This window comes from Streptomyces sp. NBC_00483 (assembly GCF_036013745.1).
In the GTDB taxonomy this organism is placed as follows: domain Bacteria; phylum Actinomycetota; class Actinomycetes; order Streptomycetales; family Streptomycetaceae; genus Streptomyces.
In genome coordinates, this window is record NZ_CP107880.1 from 3,439,976 (window position 1) to 3,466,174 (window position 26,199).

A 26,199-nucleotide genomic window follows, 5' to 3' on the forward strand; every position below is an offset into this window, starting at 1 on the left:
CGGTGCTTCGGCTCAGACGTTGACGCCGAAGTCCTGCGCGATGCCGCGCAGACCCGACGCGTAGCCCTGGCCGACAGCGCGGAACTTCCACTCCGCCCCGTTGCGGTACAGCTCACCGAAGACCATCGCGGTCTCGGTCGAGGCGTCCTCGGAGAGGTCGTAACGGGCGATCTCGGTGCCGCCCGCCTGGTTCACGACGCGGATGAACGCGTTGCGCACCTGGCCGAAGGACTGCTGACGGCTCTCGGCGTCGTAGATCGACACCGGGAACACGATCTTGTCGACATCGGCCGGAACCGAGGCGAGGTCGACCTTGACCTGCTCGTCGTCGCCCTCGCCCTCACCGGTGGTGTTGTCACCGGTGTGCTCGACCGAGCCGTCCGCGCTCTTCAGGTTGTTGAAGAACACGAAGTCCTGGTCGTTGCGGACCTTGCCCTCGGCGTTCGTCAGGATGGCGCTGGCGTCGAGGTCGAAGTCCGTACCCGTGGTGGTACGGACGTCCCACCCGAGGCCCACGACCACGGCCGTGAGGCCAGGGGCCTCCTTGCTCAGCGATACGTTGCCGCCCTTGCTGAGGCTGACTCCCACGAATCCTCCCTATGGTCTCTAGGGGCGGGGAGCCCCCGTAGTGCTCTGGTATCGGATCAACGTCTGGATCCTAGTAAGGGGTTCCCGCCCCGGCGAGGGATCCTGCACGGTGTCGTCCGCCGGTACTCGCCCTACAGGGCGTCGATCGCCTTGACGTACTCGTTCAGGTCACGCGCGTCGGGCAGGCCGTTGACGACGGTCCAGCGGACGACGCCCTCCTTGTCGATGATGAACGTGCCGCGCACCGCGCAGCCCTTCTCCTCGTCGAAGACGCCGTACGCGCGCGAGGCCTCGCCGTGCGGCCAGAAGTCGCTCAGGAGCGGGTACTCCAGGCCCTCCTGCTCGGCGAAGACGCGCAGCGAGAACGGGGAGTCGTTCGATACGGCGAGCAGCTGCACGTCGTCGTTGACGAACTTCGGCAACTCGTCACGCAGCGCACACAGTTCCCCGGTGCACACCCCGGTGAAGGCGAACGGGTAGAAGAGCAGCACCACGTTCTTCTCGCCCCGGAAGTCCGAGAGCTTCACGGTCTCGCCGTGCTGGTTCTTGAGCTCGATCTCCGGAGCCTTGGTGCCGGCCTCGATCGCCATGGTGAAGCTTCCCTTCCGTGGGGCTGTTCGGGTGGCTTCAGCCTAGTTGGCCGCGTTCGGGCGCCGCCGCGCAGGTGGGTGCGGGGGCGCCCGACCATGCGTGAGGGCCCCCGCGGGCGCTGTGGCGCACCTGCGGGGGCCCTGGGTTCTCGTTCCGCCGCGACTGCTATCGCTTCTTGGCGGCTGCCTTCGGTGTGGCCAGACGGCTTGCGGTCCAGTCCTTACCCGCGCTGACGCTCTTGCTCGCGGTCAGGCCCGCCGTAGTGGCGGCCTCGCCGATCTCACTGGCCTCGACGTAACCGTCGCGGCCGGTCTTCGGCGTCAGAAGCAGGATGGACCCGCCCTCCTCCATGTAAGCGATGGCATCCACCAGCGCATCAGTAAGGTCCCCGTCGTCATCACGGAACCAGAGCACCACGGCGTCAGCCACGTCGTCGTAGTCCTCGTCGACGAGCTCGGAGCCGATAGCCGCCTCGATGGTCTCTCGGAGCTCCTGATCGACGTCGTCGTCGTAGCCGATCTCCTGGACCACCTGGTCGGTCTGGAAACCAAGCCTTACGGCAAGGTTCGTTTCCGCGTGGTCCGCGGTCGCGCTCACGGATTGCCTCCTGATCGTGTTTACGAAGTTGTCTACAGCCTCGCGTACGCGCGAAGCATTGGCCGTAGTCCACACGTGCGCGACGGATCGCGCAAGTACCCGGCCGTCAAGACCGCCGAAACGGTGACTTTCCAGGCTGTGTCACCGCAACTCCTGTCAAGGATCCCCGCTGGCCAGTGATGTATGCCACAGCGATCTGTCAGCTTTGCCCGTCACTGCCCGAGCACTGAGGGCGACCGGCGTCCGTCGCCCCTCACAGAACACCTGAGCGAAATCGGCGTATCGTGACGGTTTGAGCGCGACGGCTGGTGGGACACGGACCGGACCTCGAATTACCTCTCGGTAGAGATGACGATTCCGAATTCGAGGTACACGATGGACAACGGCGTACCCGGCGTACCCGACAGTGGAACAGTGGCATCACCGACAGTGAAGGAACAGCGTGGTTTCCGGATCCGATCGCAACCCGATCATCATTGGCGGTCTCCCCAGCCAGGTCCCGGACTTCGATCCCGAAGAGACCCAGGAGTGGCTCGACTCCCTTGACGCCGCAATCGACGAGCGCGGCCGCGAGCGGGCCCGGTACCTGATGCTCCGGCTGATCGAGCGGGCCCGCGAGAAGCGCGTGGCCGTGCCCGAGATGCGCAGCACGGACTACATCAACACGATCGCCACCAAGGACGAGCCGTTCTTCCCCGGCAACGAGGACATCGAGCGCAAGGTCCTCAACGCGACGCGGTGGAACGCGGCGGTGATGGTGTCCCGCGCCCAGCGGCCCGGCATCGGCGTGGGCGGTCACATCGCCACCTTCGCCTCCTCCGCCTCCCTGTACGACGTGGGCTTCAACCACTTCTTCCGCGGCAAGGACGAGGGCGACGGCGGTGACCAGGTCTTCTTCCAGGGCCACGCCTCTCCGGGCATCTACGCCCGCGCCTATCTCCTGGACCGGCTCAGCGAGGAGCAGCTCGACGGCTTCCGCCAGGAGAAGTCGAAGGCGCCCAACGGGCTGTCCTCGTACCCGCACCCGCGTCTGATGCCGGACTTCTGGGAGTTCCCCACCGTCTCCATGGGCCTCGGCCCGCTCGGCGCGATCTTCCAGGCCCGGATGAACCGCTACATGGAGGCCCGCGGCATCGCCGACACCTCCAAGTCGCAGGTGTGGGCCTTCCTCGGCGACGGCGAGATGGACGAGCCCGAGTCGCTGGGCCAGCTCTCCATCGCCGCCCGTGAGGGCCTCGACAACCTCACCTTCGTCGTCAACTGCAACCTGCAGCGCCTCGACGGCCCGGTGCGCGGCAACGGCAAGATCATCCAGGAGCTCGAGTCCCAGTTCCGCGGCGCCGGCTGGAACGTCATCAAGCTGGTCTGGGACCGCAGTTGGGACCCGCTGCTCGCGCGGGACCGGGACGGCGTCCTGGTCAACAGGCTGAACACAACGCCCGACGGCCAGTTCCAGACGTACGCCACGGAGACCGGCGACTACATCCGCGAACACTTCTTCGGCGACGACCACCGCCTGCGCGCGATGGTCGAGAACATGACCGACAAGGAGATCCAGCACCTGGGCCGCGGCGGTCACGACCACAAGAAGATCTTCGCCGCGTTCACCGCCGCCAGGGAGCACAAGGGGCAGCCGACGGTCATCCTGGCGCAGACGGTCAAGGGCTGGACCCTCGGCCCGAACTTCGAGGGCCGCAACGCCACGCACCAGATGAAGAAGCTGACGGTCGACGACCTCAAGGGCTTCCGCGACCGGCTGCACATCCCGATCACCGACGCGCAGCTGGAGGGCGGCGCCCCGCCGTACTACCACCCCGGCCGGGACTCCGAGGAGATCCAGTACATGCACGACCGCCGCAAGGCGCTGGACGGGTACGTCCCGACCCGCGTCGTGCGCGCGAAGCCCCTTCAGCTCCCGGACGACAAGGCGTACGCGGGCGTCAAGAAGGGCTCCGGGCAGCAGTCGATCGCCACCACGATGGCCTTCGTCCGGCTGCTCAAGGACCTGATGCGGGACAAGGAGATCGGCAAGCGCTTCGTGCTGATCGCCCCCGACGAGTACCGCACCTTCGGCATGGACTCCTTCTTCCCGAGCGCGAAGATCTACAACCCGCTCGGCCAGCAGTACGAGTCCGTCGACCGTGAACTCCTGCTCGCCTACAAGGAGTCGGCCACCGGCCAGATGCTGCACGACGGCATCTCGGAAGCGGGCTGCACGGCCTCGCTGATCGCCGCCGGATCCGCCTACGCGACCCACGGCGAGCCGCTGATCCCGGTCTATGTCTTCTACTCGATGTTCGGTTTCCAGCGCACCGGCGACCAGTTCTGGCAGATGGGCGACCAGCTGGCGCGCGGCTTCGTCCTCGGTGCGACCGCCGGCCGTACGACGCTGACCGGCGAGGGCCTCCAGCACGCGGACGGGCACTCGCAGCTGCTCGCCTCGACCAACCCCGCCTGCGTCGCCTACGACCCGGCGTACGCCTACGAGATCGCGTACATCGTCAAGGACGGTCTGCGCCGGATGTACGGACCGACCGCCGACGGCAAGCCGGGTGAGGACGTCTTCTACTACCTCACCGTCTACAACGAGCCGATCCAGCACCCCGCCGAACCGGCCGATGTCGACGTCGAGGGCATCCTCAAGGGCATCCACCGCATCAGCACCGGGACTTCGGGCTCGATCCCCGCCCAGATCCTGGCGTCGGGCGTCGGCGTCCCGTGGGCGATCGAGGCGCAGCAGATCCTCGCCCAGGACTGGAACGTGCGGGCCGACGTCTGGTCCGCCACATCGTGGAACGAACTGCGCCGCGACGCAGTGGAGGTGGAGCGCCACAACCTGCTGCACCCGGAAGAGGAGCAGCGCACGCCCTACGTGACGCAGAAGCTGTCCGGCGCGCAGGGGCCGTTCGTCGCGGTCTCCGACTGGATGCGCGCCGTCCCCGACCAGATCGCGCGGTGGGTGCCCGGCACGTACCAGTCGCTGGGTGCGGACGGTTTCGGTTTCGCGGACACCCGGGGCGCCGCACGTCGCTTCTTCCACATCGACGCCCAATCGGTGGTGGTCGGGGTGCTCACGGAGCTGGCGCGCGAGGGCAAGGTCGACCGCTCGGTCCTCAAGCAGGCGATCGACCGCTACCAGCTGCTCGATGTCGCGGCCGCCGATCCCGGCGCGGCCGGGGGCGACGCCTGAGCGGTGTCTGCCTGAGCGGTGCGCGGTGCCCGCCTGAGCGGTGCCTCGGCAAAGGGCGGCGAGAGCCTCGGCCTCGCCGCCCTTCGGCATCTACCGACTCGCGCTCAGAACGCTCCTCCCGCGAGCGGCCCTGCCGCAGAGGCCAGCGAGACCACCGCGAGCAGAGTGACGATCGCGCCGAGCACGACCGCGACGAGTGCCGGTACCGACTGTGTGCCGGTCCAGCGTCGGCCCATGGCCAGCCAACCGCAGACGACGGCGACCGGTCCGAACACGATCCCCAGGCTGAAGAAGCCGACGATCGCGCAGATGAGGCCGATGATTCCGAGCGACGCGCGGTCCGGCCCGGTCCGTGACCCTGCGCGGCCACGTGAGCGGGGGTGCTTGCGCGTGGTGTGTCCGAAGCCCGCCATCATCACTCCCTGAGTTCTTCCGGTGCTTCCGGTTCTTCCGGACTCGGGCGATGCTTCGGGTACCCCGCTTGCCGCGGTCTATCGCGCGCGTACTCCACTGTCCCTGTCGGGACTGTCCCTGCCGGGCCCTTATTGCTCCCAGACCTTGAACGCCCGCGCGCGGTAAGGGGATTCGGGCTCCCACGTCCCGCTGCCCGGGTACGTCTGGAACTCGCCGGTCTCCGCGCACACCGCGGATTGGTAGGTGGTGACGGGACGGCCCGTGCGGTTGGCGAGGGACGCCGCGCTGCTCCCCTCCGGCAGCGCGATGCAGCTCTCGATGTCGATATCGGCCAGCTCATAGGCGTGCCGGGACCCCTTGAACCCGCTCTTGCCCCACAGACACAGCTCCCCCGCCGCGCAGTCGCCCAAGGTCGGTGGCGCCGCCGCGGTGGCGAGGCCCGGAGTGAGCGCCACCGCGGCGAGCGCGGTCGCGGCGGCAGCCGTGGTCATGAAAGTACGCATGTGCTTCAACCCCCGTGTCGTGTCGACCAGTTGCGTTCGCGACTGATCGCCTGCCAGACACTCTGGCCCGGAAGCTCTGGTTCCGGGAAGGGCTGTCGAGGGACGTCACCCTGATAAGCGAAAGCCCCCGGATCGTTCCCGGGGGCTTCCCTCGTACGAGCGGTTTCGCGCAGCTCAAAGGTGATTTCACGCGACCCGGCCCGATGGCCGGCCGTCAGATGTGCGCTGCGCCCGCGCCCGCCTCCGCGTTCTCTCCGCGCTTGGTGAGCAGCGCGACGAAGATGGCGACGACGGCGACACCCGCGGCGACCAGGCAGGCCATGCTCATGCCCGAGATGAAGGTGTCCTGCGCAACGCCCGTGATCTTCTCGGCGAGCGCCGGCGGGGCGCCCGGCGGCACCGGCGCGACACCGACCTGGACCGCCTCCGACGCCTGGCCCAGCTGGGCGTGCGTGAGCGGCGGGAGCCCGGCGCCCGTCCAGTTCCCGGCGAGATCGCTGTCGACCTTGGACGCCATGACGGCGCCGAGCACGGCGGTGCCGAGGCTTCCGCCGATCTGCATCGCGGCCTGCTGGAGTCCGCCGGCCACGCCGGAGAGCTCCAACGGGGCGTTGCCCACGATGACTTCCGTCGCTCCGACCATCACGGGCGCGAGGCCGAGCCCCAGCAGGGCGAACCAGACGGACATGATCCCGCTGCCCGTTCCCGGTTCCAGCGTGGACATCCCGTACATGGCGACGGCGGTCAGCGTCATGCCGCCGGCCAGCGGGACACGAGGGCCGAACTTCGTGATCATCGCCCCCGCCAGCGGGGAGCCGACGATCATCATGCCGGTCAGCGGCAGCAGGTGCATTCCGCTCTCGACCGGGCTCATGCCGTGCACGTTCTGGAGGTAGAACGTCACGAAGAACAGTCCGCCCATGAACGCGATGGCCATCAGCACCATCAGCACCACACCGGCCGACAACGGCACGGACCGGAACAGGGCCAGCGGGATGAGTGGTTCGGCGACGCGGGTCTCCCAGAGCGCGAACAGCACGAAGCACAGCACAGAACCGGCTATGAACGTCCAGGTCATGCCGTCGCCCCAGCCCCAGGTCGGCGCCTTGATGAGCGCCCAGACCAGGCAGAACATCGCGCCGGACAGCAGCACGATGCCGAGGATGTCGAAGGACCGCGGCGCGTTCTCGGCACGGTGGTCCAGGAGGATGAAAACCCCCAGGGCCAGGGCGAGAACGCCGATGGGGACGTTGATGAAGAAGACCGACTGCCAGCTGACGTGCTCGACGAGCAGCCCGCCGACGATCGGCCCACCGGCGGTCGAGGCGCCGATGACCATGCCCCAGATACCGATCGCCATGTTCAGCTTCTCGGCGGGGAACGTGGCGCGCAGCAGGCCGAGCGCGGCAGGCATGAGCAGTGCCCCGAACAGGCCCTGGAGCACGCGGAAGGTGACGACGAAGGCGATGCTGTCGGACAGGCCGATGGCCCCCGACGCGGCGGCGAAGCCGACGACACCGATGAGGAACGTCTGCCGGTGACCGAATCGGTCACCGAGCTTGCCCGCGGTGATCAGCGTGACCGCGAGGGCGAGGAAGTAGCCGTTGGTGATCCACTGGACGTCGGCGAAGGTCGCGCCGAGGTCCTTCTTAATAGTCGGGTTGGCGATCGCGACGATGGTGCCGTCGAGGGCGACCATCATGACGCCGATCGCGACGGAGAAAAGTGTCAACCAGGGGTGACCGCGCAGCCCCTTGGTCGGTGCCGGGACGTGCTCGGGCTCCGGAACCCGATCCGCCTTGTCGACAGTGGTCTGACTAGTCATGTGTTCGAGGCTAATGACAGCCACTGACAGTTGGCGAATCATTTCACAAGTCAGCGACTGTCACGTCGCTCACACTAGGGTGAGCTGCACAAACGGCAAGAAAGAGAACCATGACGGATCGAATCAACCTGCGTGAACTCAAGAAGCAACGCACTCGAAACGCCTTGCTGCGCACCGCACTTGAGCTCTTCACGACCCAGGGGTTCGACCGGACGACGGTCGACGAGATCGCCGACGCATGCGGAGTGTCCCAGCGCACGTTCTTCCGGTATTTCGCGAACAAGGAGGAGGTCGCGCTCGCGGTGCAGCAGACGGTGGAGTCCCGCTTCGTCGCCGCGCTGCATGAACGCCCCTTGGGGGAAAGCCCGTTCGAGGCGCTGCGGCGGACCGTACTCGGCACATGGGATGCGATGAGTCGCGTCGTGGAGGAGCTCATCCCGCTCGAACTCCACATGCGGACCTACCAGATGATCGAGTCGACCCCCTCCCTGCTCGCCGTTCACCTGCGCCGCTCCATCGAACTGGAAGAGGAACTCGCGCGCGTGGTCGCCGAACGCGAAGGCCTCGACGTGGACAGTGATCCGCGGCCGCGTGTGGCCGTCGCCGCCTTCGGTGGCGTCATGCGGATGACCGGACGCCTGTGGGGCGCGGGAGAGGACGCGAGCATCGAATCGATCCGCGCGCTCACCGAGTCGTACCTGGATCACTTGAGGCCTTCACTGGCCGGGCAATGGCGCCGCGACCAGGGATGACACAGCGTGAGGCCACCAATGCACCTGCGTCCGGTTTTACCCAAATACACCACATGAAACGTGATCCGCCTCACCTCATTCACGGTGCCGCATGCGCTTCTCCTAGGGTGTCCCGCAGTGACTTCCTTCGATACCTCTCCCCAACTCAACGTCTGGCGCGCACTGCTTGCGCTGGTCGTCGTGTTCGTCATGCTGGCCACCACCGGCTGGACCGCGGTGCGTCATCAGCGAGGCGTCACATCTCCGCTCCAGACCGCGCTCACTTCTTGGGAGCACGGCCGGATAAACGGACATGCACTGCCCGCGCACGACGGCTCCCCCAACCGCCTCGCGCATTTCTTCGGCTCGCTGAGCGCCCACCAGCGCGGCGAGCTCGCCGCCCGGTATCCGCTCGCGGTCGGCAATATGAACGGTGCACCTGTAGAGCTGCGCTATCGCGCCAACCGCATCGCGCTCGACCAGGCCCGCCAGGTCGAGCACAAGCGCATGTACGACAACCGGTTGTCGTCCGTCGGACACGCCGACGCGAAGAAGCGCATGAACCGGTTCGCGTCCCTGGAGAAGCCCGATCGCAAGATCCTCTCCTTCGACCCTCTGGGCGCCGGCCGGGTCGCCGAGGTCTTCGGTGACCTCGACAAGGCCCAGCGGGTGTCCGTCGTGGTGCCGGGAGTGGACACGAACGTGCTCACCTTCGAGCGCACGTCCCGCCAGTACTCGGCACCCGTGGGCATGGCGCGCTCCCTGTACGGCGCCGAGCGCAGCGCCAGTCCGCACACGCGTACCGCGGTCGTCGCGTGGGCCGACTACACCGCGCCGGCCGGCCTGGGTGTGGACGCCGCCACGGCGATGCGCGCCGAGGACGGAGCAGTGCGGCTCAACGCCATGCTGCGCGGTCTGCCCGGCCGGTCCTCCGTCGCCCTGTACTGCCACAGCTACGGCTCGGTGGTGTGCGGCGTCGCGGCGCACCACATGCCGGGGCGGGTCAGCGACATCGCGGTGGCGGGCAGTCCCGGTATGCACGCCCAGAGCGCGGCGGGCCTGAACACGCACGCGCGCGTGTGGGCCATGCGCGACAAGGACGACTGGATCCAGGACATTCCCTACATGGAGGTGGGCGGTCTCGGTCACGGAGCGGACCCCGTCTCCTCCGCTTTCGGCGCACGCGTCCTCGCGGCCGGCGACTCCAAGGGGCACACCGGCTACTTCGTGCCGGGCACCGAGAGCCTCGCCAACTTCGCCGACATCGGCACCGGCGGGTACAAGACAGTGCACTGCGCCGGCGGAGGTCAGGGCTGTCTGGACGGTTTCTCCGGGAACGTCTCCGCCTGACGCGCGTAGAAAGTGCTGAAACAGCGGTCTGCCACGACAGGCGACGGAGACGCGCGCTCCGCCTACGATGAGCCACATGGGTGACGTACTGGCCGGATTTCATGCCGCCTGGGAGTTCGAGTCCGACTCCGTGCTCATCCGCTTCGAACGGGGGATCCGCACGCCGAAGCTCCTTCAGGCGCTGGGCGAACGCCGCATCCCCCTGGAAGCGGTCGCGGCGGTGTCCCTGACGCCTGGAAAACGCGGGACCGTCGTGCTGCACGCGGTGCCGCGGCCGGGCGCGGACCCCCTGATGGACGCTGCTGCGGGTCAGCTCAAGGAGGGGAGCGACCCGTACCGCCTCGTGCTGCCAGCCGAGCGGGAGACGCTCGGCGAGTACTACGCGGACGAGCTGCGGGCGAAGATCTCCGACCACGAAGACGTGCGCCCGGAAAAGTATCTGGTGGCGCCTCCAGAGGCGCCCCGGCAGTTCAAGGCCTACGACGGGAAGGCCACGTTCGACGGAGACTCGGTGGCCTTCCGGTGGTTCTGGACCGGGGCGTCCTCCGCGAAATGGAAGGCCGGGGACAAGACGTTCCCGATCTCGGACCTGAGCGGCGTCGAATGGCGCTCGCCCGAACTCTTCGAGGGCCATCTGCGCCTGCTGCCCCGGGACGCTTCCGGGGAACAGCCCGGTCAGGCGGACCAGGACCCGGCCGCGGTCGTCTTCGGCCTCGGCTACGGTCCGGTGCACGAGTCACTGCCGTTCGCCGCCTCGGTGCTGGCGGCCGTGCGGGCGTCCGGACCGGCGCCGCCGCAGGGCGGGGCGTTGTGCACCGAATCGGCGGGGGCCGGAAGGCGCGATCCCGCGGACATCGCCGACCGCATCCGGCACCTGGGCGAGCTGCACCAGGCGGGTCTGGTGACCGACGCGGAGTTCACGTCGAAGAAGGCCGAGCTGCTCGCCGAGCTGTGACCTCATACCTGGGTAGGGGGTGCGGTTGAGCACTCCGGTATGACGGCACGACCGGGCCCGGGTGTCTACGCTGATCTGGCCATGAGCACTGCACCGCCATCTCCCGAGAAAACGCCCCGCCCGCCGGACGACGGTTCCGGCCCGGCGGGCTCTCGGCGCATGACCGGAGCGGTGCGTGGGCTGGGCGACCGGATTGCCTGGGCCGGTTCGACACTCACCGCGGCCCTGGGCGACGACCGGTCGGAGCCCCTGCTGGCACACGCGCCCCGCCGTTGGATGCGGCTGTTGCCCTATCTGCTCGCGCTGGGCTTCACCGCGGCGCTGATCCCGACCACGACCCAGGTATTGGCGAACGACTACGGGGTCGGCGGCGGACTGGCCGCTGCGATCGGCGTGGCCCAGTCCGCTCCCCTGGTCCTCGCGGTGAGCCGCCCGCTGACCGCCTGGTACATCATGATCACCGCGGCCGTGCTGGGCGCGATCCCTGTGCTTCAGGGGGACGCCCACAATCCCTCGCCGTGGACGGTCATGATGATCGTGGCCTACGTGGTGCTGTGCATCGCGCTGGCTCTGCGGGAGAGCCGTCGCGTTCTCGTGAACATCTGGCTGGTCACCGTCGCCGCCAGCATCGTGGTCGGCATCTTCCGCGACAGCACCAGTCAGGACACGGGGGTGCTCCTCATCGTCCTGAGCGGTGGGGTGCTGCTCCTGGGCGCCCTGCTGCGGGAGCGCGGCGAGACCAGACGCAAGCTCGTCGCGCAGGAGACGATCAGCGAGGCCGAGCGGACCCGCAGAACACTGCTCGAGGAGCGGGCCAGGATCGCGCGCGAGCTGCACGACGTCGTCGCCCACCACATGTCGGTGATCACCGTGCAGGCGGACTCCGCGCCCTACCGGCTGCAGGACCTGCCCGACGAGGCACGCGAGGAGTTCGAGTCGATCGCCACGGGTGCGCGCGCGTCACTGACCGAGATGCGCCGTCTCCTCGCGGTCCTGCGCAGCGAAGAGGCGCAGGGCGACCTGGTCCCGCAGCCCGGCCTCGCGCACCTGCCGCAGCTGGTCGAGGCGACCGTACGAGGCGGGGTGCCGGCCGAGCTGTCCTATCCGGAGCTGGCTCTCGTCGTGGAGCTGGCCCAGGTGTCTCCGGCGGTGGACCTCTCCGCGTACCGCATCGTGCAGGAGGCGCTGTCGAACGTGGTGCGGCATGCTCCGGGTGCACGGACCCAGATCTCCATCAGCCTCGACGGGGACGCCCTGCTGGTGGTCGTGGTCAACGGGCCGGCCGCGGAACCGGTATCGCCTGTCGAATCGACCGCCGGTACCGGACACGGGCTGATAGGGATGAACGAGCGCGTACGGTTGGTCGGCGGCACGCTGGACGTGGGCCCGCTGCCCGACGGAGGTTTCCGTGTCGCGGCCCGGCTCCCATTGAGCGTGCCCGACTCCCCGACGGCATAAAGGAATTCGGCACGCATGACCATTCGCGTGATCATCGTCGACGACCAGACCATGGTGCGGGCGGGTTTCGCCGCGCTGTTGAACGCACAGAGCGACATCGACGTCGTGGGAGAGGCCCCGGACGGCAAGGAAGGCGTCCAGGTGAGCCGCTCCACGCATCCCGATGTCGTCCTCATGGATGTCCGGATGCCCGAGATGGACGGGCTGGCCGCAACGAAGGAACTGATGGACCCGCCGCCCGGCGTGGTGCACCGGCCGAAGGTCCTGATGCTCACCACGTTCGACGTCGACGACTATGTGTACGCCGCACTGCGGGCGGGCGCGTCCGGGTTTCTGCTCAAGGACGCGCCACCGGCCGATCTGATCTCCGCGGTGCGCGTGATCGCGGCCGGTGAGGCACTGCTCGCTCCCACGGTCACCAAGCGCCTCATCGCGGACTTCGCCAAGACCCGCCCCGCAAACCGCAAGAGCCACGATCCGCTCCTGAAGACCCTGACCCCGCGTGAGTCCGAGGTTCTCGAGCTGATCGCGCGCGGACTGTCCAACCAGGAGATCGCGCAGAAGCTGGTGCTGGCCGAGCAGACGGTGAAGACCCATATCGGCCGTGTGCTGGCGAAGTTGGGCCTGCGCGACCGGGCGCAGGCCGTGATCTTCGCGTATGAATCGGGTCTTGTAGAGCCCGGCGGACGGTGATTCGCCACTCCTGAGGCGTCCGACCCCCTACTGCGGTATCAGTCATCAATACCCAGGTATCAAGGGCTGGTTGGCTCCCCAGTGTGACGTCCCGGCCGCGTCCGTCCTCCTACCTTCCCCTCGTCACACCATTGGACGAAGGGGAGACGGGCGATGGGCCTGAGCTCATGGAAACAACGCGGCCGTCGCGCCGTGGCGGCCGCCGCGCTCACGGCAATCGCCGTGTCCGGCACGGCGGGTTGGGCATCGGGCCAGGAGCAGCGCCCGCTCACCGGCCCTCCCCCGGGCACCGCTTCGTGGCGCGCGGACGATTCACTGGGCCGCGGTCTGCCTGACCCCGCGACAGCAAGGCCTGCTCAAGTCGCCGCCTTCTTCCGCGGGTTGAGCGCAGCGGAGCAGCGCGCTCTGGTCGCGCGGCACCCGTCGGTCGTCGGCAATCTGGACGGTGCCCCGGTCGCTCTGCGGTACGAGGCGAACGCGCTGTCGCTGCGGGCCGAGCAGGCCAGGTCCCGCGCCGACGCCAAGGACCGCACACTTACCGAGCAACAGCGCACCTCGGCGCGTGCGCTCGCCGACCGCTGCTCCCAACTGCTCGCTCAAGGCCGCCGGATACTCGCCTTCGATCCCCGCGGGCGTGGCCAGGTCGCCGAGGTCTACGGGGACCTGGAGACGGCTCGGCATGTCTCCGTGATCGTGCCGGGTTCCGATATCGACCTGGGCACGTTCGACCGGACCAGGGACGTCTACGGGACACCGGCCGGGATGGCGCGCTCGCTGCACCGGGCGACGGCCGGGCGGACGGCCGTGGTGGCGTGGGCCGGATACACCACTCCGGTGGGTCTGGGCCCGGATGCGGCCACGGGCCGGCTCGCCGAAGCGGGAGCCCCCAGGCTGGCCCGCTTCGCGCAGGGCCTCACCGCGGCCGGCGCCCCGAAGCCGACCGTCTTCTGCCACAGCTACGGGTCGGTGGTGTGCGGGCTCGCCGCGTCCCGGCTTCCCGCTGCGGACCTTGTGGCCCTCGGTTCACCCGGAATGCATGCCGACACGGTGGCCGAACTGCACACCCGCGCCAGGGTGTGGGCGGCCCGGGACAACAGTGACTGGATCGGCAAGGTGCCGAACGTCGAGCTGTTCGGTCTGGGACACGGCACCGACCCGACCGACCCCTCCTTCGGAGCCCGCCGGGTGCCTGCCGAGCAGGCCCAGGGCCACACGGGCTACTTCGCGCCGGGCACGGACTCGCTGCGCGCCTTCGCCGACATCGCCACGGGAGCTGCGTCATGACCGCCACTTCTCTCCGCACTTCCGTGTCCTCGGCCATCGCCTCGGTCGAAGCGAAGACCCCGGCCCACCGGGATCGGGCAGTGGACGGGCTGCGGGCGTTGGCCCTGCTCGCCGTGCCCGCGGGTCACTGGCTGCTCGCGGGCTTCACGCTGGACCCGCGGGGCGCCCTGCACAATGCGAGCCCGCTGAGCAGCTTCGGCTTCTTCGCGCCCCTCAGTTGGGTGTTGCAGATGCTCGGGGTCTTCTTCCTCGTCGGCGGATACGCGTCGGTCCTGTCGTTCCGGCGGGCCCGGGAGCGTGGCACGTCGACGGCCGGTTGGCTGCGGGGCAGGCTCGCCCGTCTGGGCCGTCCCGTGCTGGGCGTGACCGCGGTGTGGGCCGCGCTGGCGCCCTTGCTGTACGCCCTTGGGGTACCCCTGCCGACGTTGCGCACAGCTTCCACCCTGGTGATACAGCCCCTGTGGTTCGTCGGCATCTACACCGTGATCACCGCGCTCACACCGTGGTGCATCAAGGCGGCGCACAGGCTCGGTGCCTGGTCCGTGGTCCCACTGATCGGATCGGTCGCCGTCGTCGACTTCCTCCGGTACGGCCCCTTCTCCTCGGCCATGCCGTCGTGGCTGAGCCTGCTCAATCTCCTTCCGGGCTGGATGTTCGCCTATCAACTCGGCGTCTGCTGGGGCGAGAAGAGACTCGGAAAGCGGGGGGCCTGGGCGCTGCTCGTCGGTGGAACGACTCTGTTCGCGGCCTTGCTGCTGCTCTTCCACTACCCGGCGTCGATGGTCGGGGTACCGGGCGAGGCGCGGACGAACTCGCACCCGCCGTCGCTGCTGGTCCTCGCCCTTGCGGCCGCACAGAGCGGCGCCGCGATACTGGTGCGGGACCGCCTGGCCAAGCTGCTGCGCCGCCCGGCCCTGTGGGCACCGGTCGTGGTCATCAACCTGTCGGCGATGACCATCCTGTGCTGGCACCAGACGGCGCTGCTCGCGGCGGCGATACCCGGCTCGTTCGCCGGCGCGATACCGGGCCTCACGACGGCACCGGACACGCTCGCCTGGATAGCGGTCCGCCTCGCGTGGCTACCGCTGTTCGCGACTCTGCTCATCCTGATAGGCCGCTATGCGCGGGGCTTCGAGGCACCGTGGAAGCAGGTGAGTCGGGGGCGGCGGGCGCTGGCGGGGCTGCTCGCCGCCGGGTTCGCGGTGTTCGCGCTGGGGCTGGCGTGAGGCCCCGCGGGCCTCACTGCCGCCCCTCCCCTGGCGGTCCGGCTACTCGCGGCCCGCCGACGTGAAGGCCATGTCCGCGTAGCGGTCGCCCGAGACCTTCGCGGCGATGGGCTCGAGGAGCGCCAGTTCCTCATCGGTGAGCACGACCTGGGTCGCCGCGGTGTTCTCCTCGACGCGCGTGCGCTTGCGGGTGCCGGGGATCGGGACGACGCCGAGGCCGAAGGCTCCCGCCTGTTGCTGCACCCAGGCCAGGGCGACCTGGCCGAGTGAGGCGCCGTGGGCGTCGGCGACCTGACGGACCGGCTCCAACAGGGCCGCGTTGGCTGCGGCGTTGTCCCCGGTGAACCGGGGCTGGTGGCGGCGGAAGTCGTCGTCGGCGAGTTCCTTGTCGGCGGAGACGAAGGCGCCGGTGAGGAAGCCACGCCCGAGTGGGGAGTACGGCACGAGGGCGACGCCGAGTTCGGCGGCGGCGGGCACGACCGAGCGTTCGATGTCGCGGCTGAACAGCGACCACTCGGACTGGACGGCCGCGATCGGATGGACGGCCTGGGCGGCGCGCAGTTCGGCGGCGGTCACCTCACTCAGGCCGAGGTACTTGACCTTGCCGGCGGCGACGAGTTCGGCCATCGCGCCGACCGTCTCCTCGATCGGCACCTTCGGGTCGCGGCGGTGCATGTAGTACAGGTCGACCGAGTCGACGTCCAGGCGTTGGAGGCTGGAGTCGATGCAGGTCCTGATGTAGGCGGGGTCGTTGTTGATGACGCGCTTGTACGGGTCGCTCGGATCGGATCCGATGGCGAACTTGGTCGCAAGGACGAGCTCGTCGCGATGCGCCTTGACGAAAGGAGAAAGGAACTTCTCGTTCTCACCGGCACCGTAGGCGTCGGCGGTGTCGTACAAGGTGACGCCGAGTTCCAGCGCCCGCTCCAGGGTGGCCCTGGCCTCATCGGCGTCCGTCGGTCCATAGGCCCAGCTCATTCCCATGCAGCCGAGGCCCTGAATGCCCACCACGGGCCCGTTCTTTCCCAACTCAACAGTGGAAATGCGCCGCTGCTCGCTCGCCTGCGGCGACCGCTCCGTGCTGCTCATGCGGTTCAAGCCCCCTCCGGCGCCGGTCGGGCACCCGCATAGAAGTCGATCTTGTAGTCCAGTACGGACAAGGTGTCCTGCAGCTCCGCCACCCGGTTCAGGACGTCGCGGCGGGTCGCTTCCAGGAGCTCCCTGCGTTCGTCGAAGGTCTCCTCGCCCCGGCGCACCAGCTCGGCGTAGCGCACCATGTCGGCCACCGGCATCCCGGTGAGCCGGAGCTTGCCGACGAGCGACAGCCAGTCCAGGTCACGGTTGCTGTAGCGGCGCTGCCCGGTGTGCGAGCGGTCGACGTCGGGCATCAGGCCGATCCGCTCGTACCAGCGCAAGGTGTGGGCGGTCAGTCCGGTGAGGGCGACGACCTCGCTGATCGTGTAGTGGTCCTGGCCCTCGGGGCGGGGATGTGAGTGGGGTGCCGAGGCACAGTTGTCGGTCTTCCGGGTCGCCGCGCGGGAGCGGGACGTGGTCTCCATCACCGTCATGGCCCCCACGCTAGAACCTTGGAGTGCACTCCAGGCAAGCACGGCACAGGAAATAGGGCGGCACACGAAATAGGGAGGACACCTCGAAGACGGCCCGGTTACGGTGCGGGCCATGACTGCCGTACGCCGTGCCACGCCCGCCGACGCCGAAGAACTGGTCCGCCTGCGCAAGATCATGCTGGACTCGATGAGACCGAGCGACGACCTGGAGTGGCAGCCGTACACGGCGCGGGTCCTGCGGTCCCATCTGGCCGACGAGGGCGGCCCGTTGGCGGTATTCGTGGTCGAGGCACCGGACGTTCCGGGCACGCTCGCGGCCTGTGCGACCGGCACCATCAACCTCAGCCTGGGCGGTCCCGGAAACCCCGAGGGCACTGCGGGACACGTCTTCAATGTCTGCACCGATCCCGCGCACCGACGCCGCGGCTACTCGCGGGCCTGCATGGAGGCGCTGCTGGCCTGGTTCAAGGAGCGCGACGTGCGCCGCGTCGATCTGCACGCCTCCGCCGAGGGCGAGCCCCTGTACTCCTCCCTCGGCTTCGCCCGCACTCCCGCGCCCGCCATGAGGCTGACTCTCTGACGCCGTCAGCGAGGAATTAGGCTCGTACGCATGCAGAGCCTCGCGTTGATCGAGAACTGGCCGGTACCGACCGCCGCAGCAGCCGTCGTCCGTGCGGACGGCACAGTGCTGGGGACCCGGGGACCCACGGCCCACCGTTTCCCGCTGGCCTCGGTCACCAAGCCGCTCGCGGCCTACGCGGCGCTGGTCGCGTACGAGGAGGGGGCGATCGAGCTGGAGGAGCCGGCGGGCCCCGAGGGCTCTACGGTCCGGCACCTGCTCGCGCACACCAGTGGCCTCGCCTTCGACGAGCACAAGACGACGTCGGAGCCGGGCACCCGGCGGCTGTACTCGAACGCGGGCTTCGAGGTCCTCGGGGACCACATCGCGAAGGCGACGGACATCCCGTTCGGCGAGTACCTGCGCCAAGCCGTGCTCGAACCGCTGGGGATGACGGGGACGGCGCTCGACGGATCGCCCGCCAAGGACGGTGTGTCGACGGTGGACGACCTGGTGCGGTTCGCCGCCGAGGTGCAGGCGCCGCGACTGCTCGACCCGCGGACCGTGGCCGAGGCGATGACCGTGCAGTACCCGGGCACGAAGGGTGTGCTTCCGGGGTACGGGCACCAGAACCCGAACGACTGGGGGCTCGGATTCGAGATCCGGGACCACAAGTCGCCGCACTGGACGGGCAGTTCGTCGTCGCCGCGGACGTTCGGGCACTTCGGGCAGTCGGGCACGTTCCTGTGGGTGGACCCGGATGCCGGGGTGGCCGCTGTGGCGCTGACGGACCGGGCGTTCGGGCCGTGGGCGGCCGAGGTGTGGCCGCCGTTCACCGACGCGGTGCTCGCGGAGGTCTGACCGCGGGGCGGGGTGGCCCGCCTCGGGTACCGCCCGCCTCAGGTCACCACCCTCTTCGGGCCACCATCCGCCTCGGGTCACCCGCCGCGAATCAGTCGCCCATCTCCCAGATCAGCAGCTGGGTCTCCGTCGTCGCCAGCACCTCGAGGTCGGTCTCCGCGGTGATGCGGGCGGCGTCCCCGTCGGCCAACTCCGTGTCCCCGAGCCGCACTTCGCCCTGCACCACGTGGACGTAGACATGGGGGGCGGCCGGCACCTCTCCGCGCTCGCCCGCCGCCAGGCGCCGGACGTGCAGCATGGCGCCCGCCGCGGGGACGTCGTAGGGGGTGGAGTCCGCGATGCCGTGCACCACCTCGTACGCCGGGTCACCGCCCGGGGCGAGGGGGGCGAGCCACATCTGGACGAAGGTGAGGGGCTCGACGCCGTCGTTGCGTTCGACGTGGCGGACGCCCCCGCCGGAGCTGAGGCGCTGCACATCGCCGGGACGGACCACGGACTCGTGACCGGATGAGTCGCGGTGGGTGAGCTCACCGGTGACGACCCAGGTGACGATCTCCGTGTGGCTGTGGGGGTGTTCGTCGAAGCCGGCGCCCGGCGCGAGGCGTTCCTCGTTGCAGGCGAGGATCGCACCGAAGCGCAGGTTGTCCGGGTCGTAGTGCGGGCCGAAGGAGAACGCGTGGAGGGATTCGATCCCCTCCTCGGGTTCGCCGCCGACATAGCGGTCGCCGGAGCGGCGTACATCAATCACGCGGTACACGGTAGCCCCCGTTTCCGGCCGTTCGACGGGCTCACCTCGGACCCTCCACTCCGCTGAGGCGTCCCGATAAGGCAGTCTTGTCCCCGTGCCCCAATCGGAATCAGAGCAGCCCTCAGCGAACGAACCAGCGGACCGTCGAGGCGGCCCCGCGGAGCCTCACCCGCACTCGGCGACCCTGAAGCGCCTGGAGAAATCGTCCGGGGCACTCGCCGCGCAGGCGATTACGCGCATGGACGAGACGTTGTCCTGGTACCGGGCGATGCCTCCGGAGAACCGGTCGTGGATCGGTCTGGTGGCGCAGGCGGGCATCGCCGCGTTCACCGAGTGGTTCCGGCACCCGGACGCCCCGCAGGCCATCTCGACGGATGTGTTCGGCACCGCGCCCCGGGAGCTGACCCGGGCGATCACGCTGCGCCAGACCGTGGAGATGGTGCGGACGACCATCGAGGTCATGGAGTCCGCCATCGACGAGGTGGCGGCGCCCGGCGACGAGAGCGTGCTGCGGGAGGCGCTGCTCGTGTACGCACGGGAGATCGCCTTCGCGACCGCCCAGGTGTACGCGCAGGCCGCCGAGGCGCGGGGCGCCTGGGACGCGCGACTCGAGTCGCTCGTGGTGAACGCCGTCCTGTCCGGGGAGGCCGACGAGGGTGCGGTCAGCCGGGCCGCGGCACTCGGCTGGAACTCCCCCGAGCACGTGTGCGTGGTGCTCGGCACGGCGCCCGACGGGGACAGCGAGCTGACGGTGGAGGCGATCCGGCGGGCCTCCCGCCACGCCAAGCTGCAGGTCCTGACCGGGGTGCTCGGAAACCGGCTCGTCGTGATCGCGGGCGGCAGCGACAATCCGTTGGCCGTGGCGAAGTCGCTGATCGGCCCGTTCGCGGCGGGCGCCGTGGTCGCCGGGCCCGTGGTGCCCGACCTGTTGGCCGCCACGCGGTCCGCCCAGGCCGCGGCCGCCGGGCTCAAGGCGTGCAGCGCCTGGCAGGACGCTCCGCGTCCCGTTCTGGCGGACGATGTACTTCCGGAGCGCGCGATCGCAGGAGACCCCGCCGCGCGAGAGCAGTTGGTGGAGGAGATCTACAGACCGCTCGAGGAAGCGGGCTCGGCGCTCCTCGAGACGCTCAGCGTCTACCTGGAACAGGCAAGCAGTCTGGAGGGCGCGGCCCGGATGCTCTTCGTGCATCCGAATACCGTCCGCTACCGGCTTCGACGTGTGACCGACGTCACCGGATGGTCGCCTTCGGATGTCCGCTCGGCCTTCACCTTGCGCATCGCTCTCATCCTGGGGCGTCTGGCCGAGGCCGATCCCCAGTCGTAGGCTTTTGTCGGGGGCCTACAATTCCCCCTTCGGTTCTTCGTCCCTGTCCCCACCGGCGGCCCGACCCGTCCCCAAGAGAGAGTGTGAGAGTGCTCGTACTCGTCGCTCCCGGCCAAGGCGCCCAGACGCCCGGCTTCCTGACTCCCTGGCTCGAACTCCCCGGTGCCGCCGACCGCGTTGCCGCGTGGTCCGACGCCATCGGCCTCGACCTTGCCCACTACGGCACGCAGGCCGACGCGGACGCGATCCGTGACACGGCCGTCGCCCAGCCGCTCCTTGTCGCGGCCGGGCTGCTCTCGGCCTCCGCGCTCGGCGATGTGGCGCCGGGCGCCGTGGCGGGGCACAGCGTCGGTGAGATCACCGCCGCGACGTTCGCTGGGGTGCTCGACGAGGCCGCCGCGCTGAAGCTCGTGCGCACGCGTGGTCTGGCCATGGCGGAGGCCGCGGCGATCACGGAGACCGGGATGTCGGCGCTGCTCGGCGGCGACCCCGAGGTCACCGTCCCGCACCTGGAGAAGCTGGGCCTGACTCCGGCGAATGTGAACGGCGCGGGCCAGATCGTGGCCGCCGGCACGCTGGAGGAGCTGGCCGCCCTCGAGGCCGACAAGCCCGAGGGGGTGCGCCGCGTGGTGCCGCTGAAGGTGGCGGGCGCGTTCCACACCCGGCACATGGCACCGGCCGTGACGAAGCTGGAGGAGGCCGCCAAGGAGCTGGCCCCGGCCGACCCCACGGTCACGTATGTCTCGAACAAGGACGGCAAGGCCGTCGCGACCGGCGCCGAGGTGGTCTCCCGCCTGGTCGGCCAGGTCGCGAACCCGGTCCGCTGGGACCTGTGCATGGAGACGTTCCAGGAGCTCGGTGTGACCGCGCTCATCGAGGTGTGCCCGGGCGGCACCCTCACCGGGATCGCCAAGCGCGCGCTCCCCGGCGTCAAGACTCTCGCCCTGAAGACCCCCGACGACCTCGACGCAGCCCGCGCCCTGATCGCCGAAGTAGCCGCAGCAGCCACGGCCTGACAAGGAGATCCGAGCAGCATGTCGAAGATCAAGCCCAGCAAGGGTGCCCCGTACGCGCGCATCCTCGGCGTCGGCGGCTACCGCCCGACGCGGGTCGTGCCGAACGAGGTGATCCTCGAGAAGATCGACTCGTCCGACGAGTGGATCCGCTCGCGCTCCGGCATCTCCACCCGTCACTGGGCCAGTGACGAGGAGACCGTGGCCATGATGTCGGTCGAGGCGTCCGGCAAGGCCATCGCGAACGCCGGCATCCGGCCGGAGCAGATCGGCTCCGTGGTCGTGTCGACCGTCTCGCACTTCGCGCAGACGCCGGCCATCGCGACGGAGATCGCGGACAAGCTCGGCACGGACAAGGCCGCCGCGTTCGACATCTCCGCGGGCTGCGCCGGCTTCGGCTACGGCCTCACGCTCGCCAAGGGCATGATCGTCGAGGGCAGCGCGGAGTACGTGCTGGTCATCGGCGTGGAGCGACTCTCCGACCTGACCGACCTGGAGGACCGCGCGACGGCCTTCCTGTTCGGTGACGGCGCCGGTGCCGTGATCGTCGGCCCGTCCCAGGAGCCCGAGATCGGCCCGACCGTGTGGGGCTCCGAGGGCGACAAGGCCGGCACCATCAAGCAGACCGTGCCGTGGGACACGTACCGCATCGGTGATGTCTCGCAGCTGCCTCTGGACTCCCAGGGCAACGTCAAGTTCCCTGCGATCACGCAGGAGGGCCAGGCGGTCTTCCGCTGGGCCGTGTTCGAGATGGCGAAGGTCGCCCAGCAGGCGCTGGACGCGGCCGGGATCAACCCGGACGACCTGGATGTCTTCATTCCCCACCAGGCCAACGAGCGGATCATCGACTCGATGGTGAAGACTCTGAAACTGCCGGAGCACGTCACGGTCGCCCGTGACATCCGCACCACCGGCAACACGTCGGCCGCCTCGATTCCGCTCGCTATGGAGCGGCTTCTGGCGACCGGCGAGGCGAAGAGCGGCGACACCGCGCTCGTCATCGGCTTCGGGGCGGGTCTCGTGTACGCCGCCACGGTCGTTACCCTCCCCTAGGCATCCTGTGCGGATCTTCGATCCGAACCGGATGCCGCCACACCCTCTGGATACACACCGAAGGAGCGCCACAATGGCCGCCACTCAGGAAGAGATCGTCGCCGGTCTCGCCGAGATCGTGAACGAGATCGCCGGGATCCCCACCGAGGACGTCCAGCTGGACAAGTCCTTCACCGATGACCTGGACGTCGACTCGCTGTCCATGGTCGAGGTCGTCGTCGCCGCCGAAGAGCGCTTCGACGTCAAGATCCCGGACGACGACGTCAAGAACCTCAAGACCGTCGGCGACGCCACGAAGTACATCCTCGACCACCAGAACTGAGCCACAAGCCTCAGTCAGTTGGTCAGTCGCTCCGCCACCCGGCGGTGGCGCCGCTGAATCCCTCGGATCCGTTGGAGAAAGAATTCCTGTGAGCTCGACCAATCGCACCGTGGTCGTCACCGGTATCGGCGCAACCACACCGCTGGGTGGCGACGCGACATCCACCTGGGAGGGCCTCGTCGCCGGACGTTCCGGCGTCAAGCCCCTTGAGCAGGAGTGGGCCGCCGACCAGGCGGTCCGCATCGCGGCGCCGGTCGCCGTTGAGCCGGGCGAGGTCATCCCCCGCCCGCAGGCCCGCAAGCTGGACCGTTCCGCGCAGTTCGCGCTGATCGCCGCCAAGGAAGCCTGGGCCGACGCCGGTTTCACCGACAAGGCGGGCGACGACCCGGCTGTCGACCCCGACCGTCTGGGCGCCGTCATCGCGTCCGGCATCGGCGGCGTGACCACGCTCCTCGACCAGTACGACGTGCTGAAGGAGAAGGGCGTACGCCGCGTCTCCCCGCACACCGTGCCGATGCTGATGCCCAACGGCCCTTCGGCCAACGTGGGCCTGGCCGTGAACGCCCGCGCGGGTGTGCACACGCCGGTCTCCGCCTGCGCCTCCGGCGCCGAGGCCATCGGCTACGGCATCGAGATGATCCGCACCGGCCGCGCCGACGTCGTCGTCTGCGGTGGCACGGAAGCGGCCATCCACCCGCTGCCCATCGCCGCGTTCGGCAACATGATGGCGATGTCCAAGAACAACGACGACCCGCAGGGTGCTTCGCGTCCCTACGACACGGCCCGGGACGGGTTCGTGCTCGGTGAGGGCGCCGGCGTCATCATCCTGGAGTCGGCCGAGCACGCCGCCGAGCGCGGCGCCCGCGTCTACGCGGAGGCGGTCGGCCAGGGCATCTCCGCCGACAGCCACGACATCGTGCAGCCGGAGCCGGGGGGCCGCGGCATCGCGCACGCCCTGCAGAACCTGCTGGACAACACCGACCTGGACCCGGCGGAGATCGTGCACGTCAACGCGCACGCGACGTCGACGCCCGCCGGTGACATCGCCGAGCTGAAGGCGCTGCGCAAGGTCTTCGGTGACGACGCCGACCACTTCGCCGTCTCCGGCACGAAGTCGATGACCGGGCATCTGCTCGGCGGCGCCGGTGGTGTCGAGTCCGTGGCGTCGGTGCTCGCGCTGTACAACCGCATGGCTCCGCCGACCATCAACGTCGAGAACCTCGACCCGGAGGCCGAGGGCACCGCCGACGTCGTCCGTGGCGAGGCGCGCAAGCTGCCCGTCGACGGTCGGATCGCCGCGCTGAACGACTCGTTCGGCTTCGGTGGGCACAACGTGGTGTTGGCCTTCCGCACGGTCTGACGCTCCGCTGAACGTGGGAGTGGGCCTGCCCTGGGGTACCGGGCGGGCCCACTCCGTTTTTCGTGTGCGTATGTGTGTGGCGTGATCGGTGCTTGCGGGTGCGGATTCGCTGTGGGTTTGCGCAGTTCCCCGCGCCCCTGAAAAGCAGATCCCCGTGCCCCCCCCACTGGGCGACCCTCACCTCAGCGCCCACCTCGAGAAAAGGCCGGGATTACACCACCTGGTGGAGCCATCTCACGGGGGCGCCCTCGCCGGCGTAGCGGAAAGGCTCCAGTTCGTCGTCCCAGGGCTTGCCGAGGAGGGTCGCTAGTTCGACCTCCAGGTCCGTCTCGCCGGCCTTGGAGCGGGTCAGTGCGGCGCGCAGGCGGTCCTCCGGGATGAGGATGTCGCCGTGGATGCCGGTGATGGCGTGGAAGATGCCGAGTTCGGGGGTGGCGCTGTAGCGCTCGCCCTCGGCGGCGGCGCAGGGTTCGGCCGTCACCTCGAAGCGCAGCAGCTGCCAACCGCGCAGCGCGGAGGCCAGCTTGGACGCGATGCCCGCCTCGGCGCGCCAGGAGAACTCTGATCTCCAGGTGCCCGGCGCCGCGGGCTGCCTGATCCAGTCGAGGCTGACGCGCGCGCCGAGTACGCCCGCGACCGCCCATTCGACGTGCGGGCACAGCGCGCGCGGAGCGGAGTGCACGTACAGAACTCCACGTGTCGTCACCGGGACCTCCAGTGTGGGTCGAGGTTCGCCTTCCCCAGCGGCCTCGCGCCCGTGCCGAGCCTTCTTCCCTTGTCGTCCGGAACGAAAAGGTCCAGACAAAAAGGGACACATCTGACGTGTAGTAATTTAGCGGAACCGGTACAGCGGGCCCCCAGTGGGTCGACCGGGGATCCCGGGGCGAGGCTATCGCGCAGCAGCGCAAGGAGTGTGACGTACTGTCGGTCCCGGGGCTCACAAACACCGACCTTTCACCCGGCGGGAGGCAACCCCGCCCCCGCGGGCGACGTCAGACGGGTCGGGCAAGGGCCGGTGAGGGCGAGCGAGAGGCAGGAGGGCCGATGCGGAAGCGTAGCGACCGTGGCGACCGGCCGTTCGCCATTCGGGCCGCTGTCGCGGCTGTGACGGCCTCCGTGCTCGGAGCCGGCTCGCTCGTCGCGTGCGACGCCACAGGTGACAACTCCCCCGGTCCCGCCGGCTCCCCGAGCTCCGCGAAGCCGTCGCCGAAGCCCACTCCCACGTGGGACACGAAGCCCCGGTCGGTTGCCGCGGTGGGTGACTCGATCACGCGCGGCTTCGACGCGTGCTCGGTGCTCTCCGACTGCCCCAAGGTGTCGTGGGCGACGGGGACGGACAAGTCGGTCAAGAGCCTGGCCGTGCGGTTGCTCGGTGAGAGCCGCGCCAAGACGCACAGTTGGAACCACGCCCGGACCGGGGCGCGGATGGCCGATCTGCCCGAGCAGATGAGCCTGGCGGCGGCCGAGAAGCCGGAACTCGTGACGGTCATGGCCGGCTCGAACGACGCATGCCGCCCTACGGCCGCCGGAATGACCCCTGTCGCGGACTTCCGGGCCGACTTCGAGGAATCCCTGCGCCAGTTGCGGCGCACGGCGCCCAAGGCGCAGGTGTACGTTCTGAGCGTGCCGGATCTGAAGCGGCTCTGGTCGCAGGGGCGGGCGAATCCGCTGGGCAAGCAGGTGTGGAAGCTCGGCATCTGCGCCTCGATGCTGGCCGATCCGGACGATCTGAACTCCGCGGCCACCGCGCGGCGGGACTCCGTGCAGGCGCGCGTGAAGGCGTACAACGAGGTGCTGCGCGAGGTCTGCGCAAAGGACAAGAAGTGCCGGTACGACGGCGGGGCCGTGTTCGGGTACAAGTTCGGGCAGGCGCAGTTGAGCGAGTGGGACTGGTTCCACCCGAGCGTGAACGGGCAGGCCCGGCTCGCCGCGCTCGCGTACCGCGGGGTGACGGCCGAGCAGCCGTAGCAGCCTCCCCAACCAGGG

The 26,199-nt window shown here is 69.3% G+C and carries 26 protein-coding genes; 16 read left to right on the forward strand and 10 right to left on the reverse strand.

Going from position 1 to position 26,199, the window contains the following annotated elements; genetic code table 11:
- Positions 1–12: 12 nt before the first annotated feature.
- The 3 genes from OHA73_RS15235 to OHA73_RS15245 form a co-directional block, all read right to left on the reverse strand.
- Entirely contained in the window at positions 13–588 is a 576-nt protein-coding gene (locus OHA73_RS15235) for a TerD family protein (RefSeq protein ID WP_266720042.1), read from the reverse strand.
- A gap of 131 nt (positions 589–719) precedes the next feature.
- A complete protein-coding gene (locus tag OHA73_RS15240) occupies positions 720–1,178 on the reverse strand; it encodes a peroxiredoxin (protein ID WP_266720040.1) in 459 nt (152 codons plus the stop codon).
- A 166-nt stretch (positions 1,179–1,344) separates the two neighbouring features.
- Positions 1,345–1,776: a DUF3052 domain-containing protein gene (locus OHA73_RS15245; protein WP_266720038.1), complete on the reverse strand. Its 432-nt coding sequence runs from the start codon at positions 1,774–1,776 to the stop codon at positions 1,345–1,347.
- A 442-nt stretch (positions 1,777–2,218) separates the two neighbouring features.
- Here OHA73_RS15245 and aceE point away from each other — a divergent pair, with 442 nt between their 5' ends.
- The gene (aceE, locus tag OHA73_RS15250; RefSeq protein WP_327655304.1) at positions 2,219–4,966 is read left to right on the forward strand and encodes a pyruvate dehydrogenase (acetyl-transferring), homodimeric type; all 2,748 of its coding nucleotides are present in this window, start codon (positions 2,219–2,221) and stop codon (positions 4,964–4,966) included.
- A 104-nt stretch (positions 4,967–5,070) separates the two neighbouring features.
- Here aceE and OHA73_RS15255 read toward each other — a convergent pair whose 3' ends face one another.
- The 3 genes from OHA73_RS15255 to OHA73_RS15265 all read right to left on the reverse strand — a co-directional run bounded on the left by OHA73_RS15255 (position 5,071) and on the right by OHA73_RS15265 (position 7,708).
- Positions 5,071–5,382: a small hydrophobic protein gene (locus tag OHA73_RS15255; protein ID WP_267070586.1), complete on the reverse strand. Its 312-nt coding sequence runs from the start codon at positions 5,380–5,382 to the stop codon at positions 5,071–5,073.
- A 126-nt stretch (positions 5,383–5,508) separates the two neighbouring features.
- A complete protein-coding gene (locus tag OHA73_RS15260) occupies positions 5,509–5,883 on the reverse strand; it encodes a peptidase inhibitor family I36 protein (RefSeq protein WP_266720032.1) in 375 nt (124 codons plus the stop codon).
- A 214-nt stretch (positions 5,884–6,097) separates the two neighbouring features.
- The gene (locus OHA73_RS15265; RefSeq protein ID WP_266720030.1) at positions 6,098–7,708 is read right to left on the reverse strand and encodes an MFS transporter; all 1,611 of its coding nucleotides are present in this window, start codon (positions 7,706–7,708) and stop codon (positions 6,098–6,100) included.
- A gap of 110 nt (positions 7,709–7,818) precedes the next feature.
- On the opposite strand from OHA73_RS15265, the gene OHA73_RS15270 reads away from it, so the two are divergent.
- The 7 genes from OHA73_RS15270 (at position 7,819) to OHA73_RS15300 (ending at position 15,405) form a co-directional block, all read left to right on the forward strand.
- The gene (locus tag OHA73_RS15270) at positions 7,819–8,460 is read left to right on the forward strand and encodes a TetR/AcrR family transcriptional regulator (RefSeq protein ID WP_327655305.1); all 642 of its coding nucleotides are present in this window, start codon (positions 7,819–7,821) and stop codon (positions 8,458–8,460) included.
- A gap of 117 nt (positions 8,461–8,577) precedes the next feature.
- Positions 8,578–9,789, forward strand: coding sequence for an alpha/beta hydrolase (locus OHA73_RS15275; protein WP_266720027.1), 1,212 nt, complete (start codon positions 8,578–8,580; stop codon positions 9,787–9,789).
- 76 nt (positions 9,790–9,865) lie between these two features.
- Positions 9,866–10,744, forward strand: a complete 879-nt coding sequence (locus tag OHA73_RS15280) for a DUF4429 domain-containing protein (RefSeq protein WP_267070584.1) — start codon at positions 9,866–9,868, stop codon at positions 10,742–10,744.
- A gap of 81 nt (positions 10,745–10,825) precedes the next feature.
- Entirely contained in the window at positions 10,826–12,202 is a 1,377-nt protein-coding gene (locus OHA73_RS15285; protein WP_327655306.1) for a sensor histidine kinase, read from the forward strand.
- Positions 12,203–12,217: 15 nt separating this feature from the next.
- Positions 12,218–12,895 (forward strand): response regulator, encoded by a 678-nt coding sequence (locus OHA73_RS15290; RefSeq protein WP_266720021.1) that lies wholly within the window; start codon positions 12,218–12,220, stop codon positions 12,893–12,895.
- Between the two features lie 153 nt (positions 12,896–13,048).
- A complete protein-coding gene (locus OHA73_RS15295; RefSeq protein ID WP_327655307.1) occupies positions 13,049–14,179 on the forward strand; it encodes an alpha/beta hydrolase in 1,131 nt (376 codons plus the stop codon).
- Positions 14,176–15,405 (forward strand): acyltransferase family protein, encoded by a 1,230-nt coding sequence (locus OHA73_RS15300; protein WP_327655308.1) that lies wholly within the window; start codon positions 14,176–14,178, stop codon positions 15,403–15,405. Before OHA73_RS15295 ends, OHA73_RS15300 begins: the two co-directional genes overlap by 4 nt.
- Before the next feature lie 42 nt (positions 15,406–15,447).
- On the opposite strand, the gene OHA73_RS15305 is transcribed toward OHA73_RS15300, so the two are convergent.
- Together OHA73_RS15305 and OHA73_RS15310 are read right to left on the reverse strand one after the other, a co-directional pair.
- On the reverse strand, positions 15,448–16,494 hold the full coding sequence (locus tag OHA73_RS15305; RefSeq protein WP_327655309.1) for an aldo/keto reductase: 1,047 nt from the start codon (positions 16,492–16,494) through the stop codon (positions 15,448–15,450).
- Between the two features lie 5 nt (positions 16,495–16,499).
- The gene (locus OHA73_RS15310; RefSeq protein WP_266720014.1) at positions 16,500–16,973 is read right to left on the reverse strand and encodes a MerR family transcriptional regulator; all 474 of its coding nucleotides are present in this window, start codon (positions 16,971–16,973) and stop codon (positions 16,500–16,502) included.
- A gap of 112 nt (positions 16,974–17,085) precedes the next feature.
- On the opposite strand from OHA73_RS15310, the gene OHA73_RS15315 reads away from it, so the two are divergent.
- Positions 17,086–17,553 carry a GNAT family N-acetyltransferase gene (locus OHA73_RS15315; protein ID WP_266720012.1) on the forward strand — a complete coding sequence of 156 codons (468 nt, stop codon included), beginning with the start codon at positions 17,086–17,088 and terminating at the stop codon, positions 17,551–17,553.
- A 30-nt stretch (positions 17,554–17,583) separates the two neighbouring features.
- Positions 17,584–18,393, forward strand: coding sequence for a serine hydrolase domain-containing protein (locus OHA73_RS15320; protein ID WP_266720010.1), 810 nt, complete (start codon positions 17,584–17,586; stop codon positions 18,391–18,393).
- A gap of 91 nt (positions 18,394–18,484) precedes the next feature.
- Here the strand turns inward: OHA73_RS15320 and OHA73_RS15325 are convergent, their stop codons facing one another.
- A complete protein-coding gene (locus OHA73_RS15325) occupies positions 18,485–19,141 on the reverse strand; it encodes a pirin family protein (protein ID WP_267070578.1) in 657 nt (218 codons plus the stop codon).
- Positions 19,142–19,235: 94 nt separating this feature from the next.
- On the opposite strand from OHA73_RS15325, the gene OHA73_RS15330 reads away from it, so the two are divergent.
- The 5 genes from OHA73_RS15330 (at position 19,236) to OHA73_RS15350 (ending at position 24,213) form a co-directional block, all read left to right on the forward strand.
- A complete protein-coding gene (locus OHA73_RS15330) occupies positions 19,236–20,465 on the forward strand; it encodes a PucR family transcriptional regulator (protein WP_443063078.1) in 1,230 nt (409 codons plus the stop codon).
- Between the two features lie 89 nt (positions 20,466–20,554).
- Positions 20,555–21,481 (forward strand): ACP S-malonyltransferase, encoded by a 927-nt coding sequence (locus tag OHA73_RS15335; protein WP_267070577.1) that lies wholly within the window; start codon positions 20,555–20,557, stop codon positions 21,479–21,481.
- Between the two features lie 18 nt (positions 21,482–21,499).
- Positions 21,500–22,531 carry a ketoacyl-ACP synthase III gene (locus OHA73_RS15340; protein WP_266720005.1) on the forward strand — a complete coding sequence of 344 codons (1,032 nt, stop codon included), beginning with the start codon at positions 21,500–21,502 and terminating at the stop codon, positions 22,529–22,531.
- 73 nt (positions 22,532–22,604) lie between these two features.
- Positions 22,605–22,853 carry an acyl carrier protein gene (locus OHA73_RS15345; protein ID WP_266720003.1) on the forward strand — a complete coding sequence of 83 codons (249 nt, stop codon included), beginning with the start codon at positions 22,605–22,607 and terminating at the stop codon, positions 22,851–22,853.
- 88 nt (positions 22,854–22,941) lie between these two features.
- Positions 22,942–24,213, forward strand: coding sequence for a beta-ketoacyl-[acyl-carrier-protein] synthase family protein (locus tag OHA73_RS15350; protein WP_267070576.1), 1,272 nt, complete (start codon positions 22,942–22,944; stop codon positions 24,211–24,213).
- 211 nt (positions 24,214–24,424) lie between these two features.
- Here the strand turns inward: OHA73_RS15350 and OHA73_RS15355 are convergent, their stop codons facing one another.
- Entirely contained in the window at positions 24,425–24,919 is a 495-nt protein-coding gene (locus tag OHA73_RS15355) for a DUF3145 domain-containing protein (protein ID WP_327655310.1), read from the reverse strand.
- A gap of 338 nt (positions 24,920–25,257) precedes the next feature.
- Here OHA73_RS15355 and OHA73_RS15360 point away from each other — a divergent pair, with 338 nt between their 5' ends.
- Positions 25,258–26,181 carry an SGNH/GDSL hydrolase family protein gene (locus OHA73_RS15360; protein WP_327655311.1) on the forward strand — a complete coding sequence of 308 codons (924 nt, stop codon included), beginning with the start codon at positions 25,258–25,260 and terminating at the stop codon, positions 26,179–26,181.
- Positions 26,182–26,199: the final 18 nt, after the last annotated feature.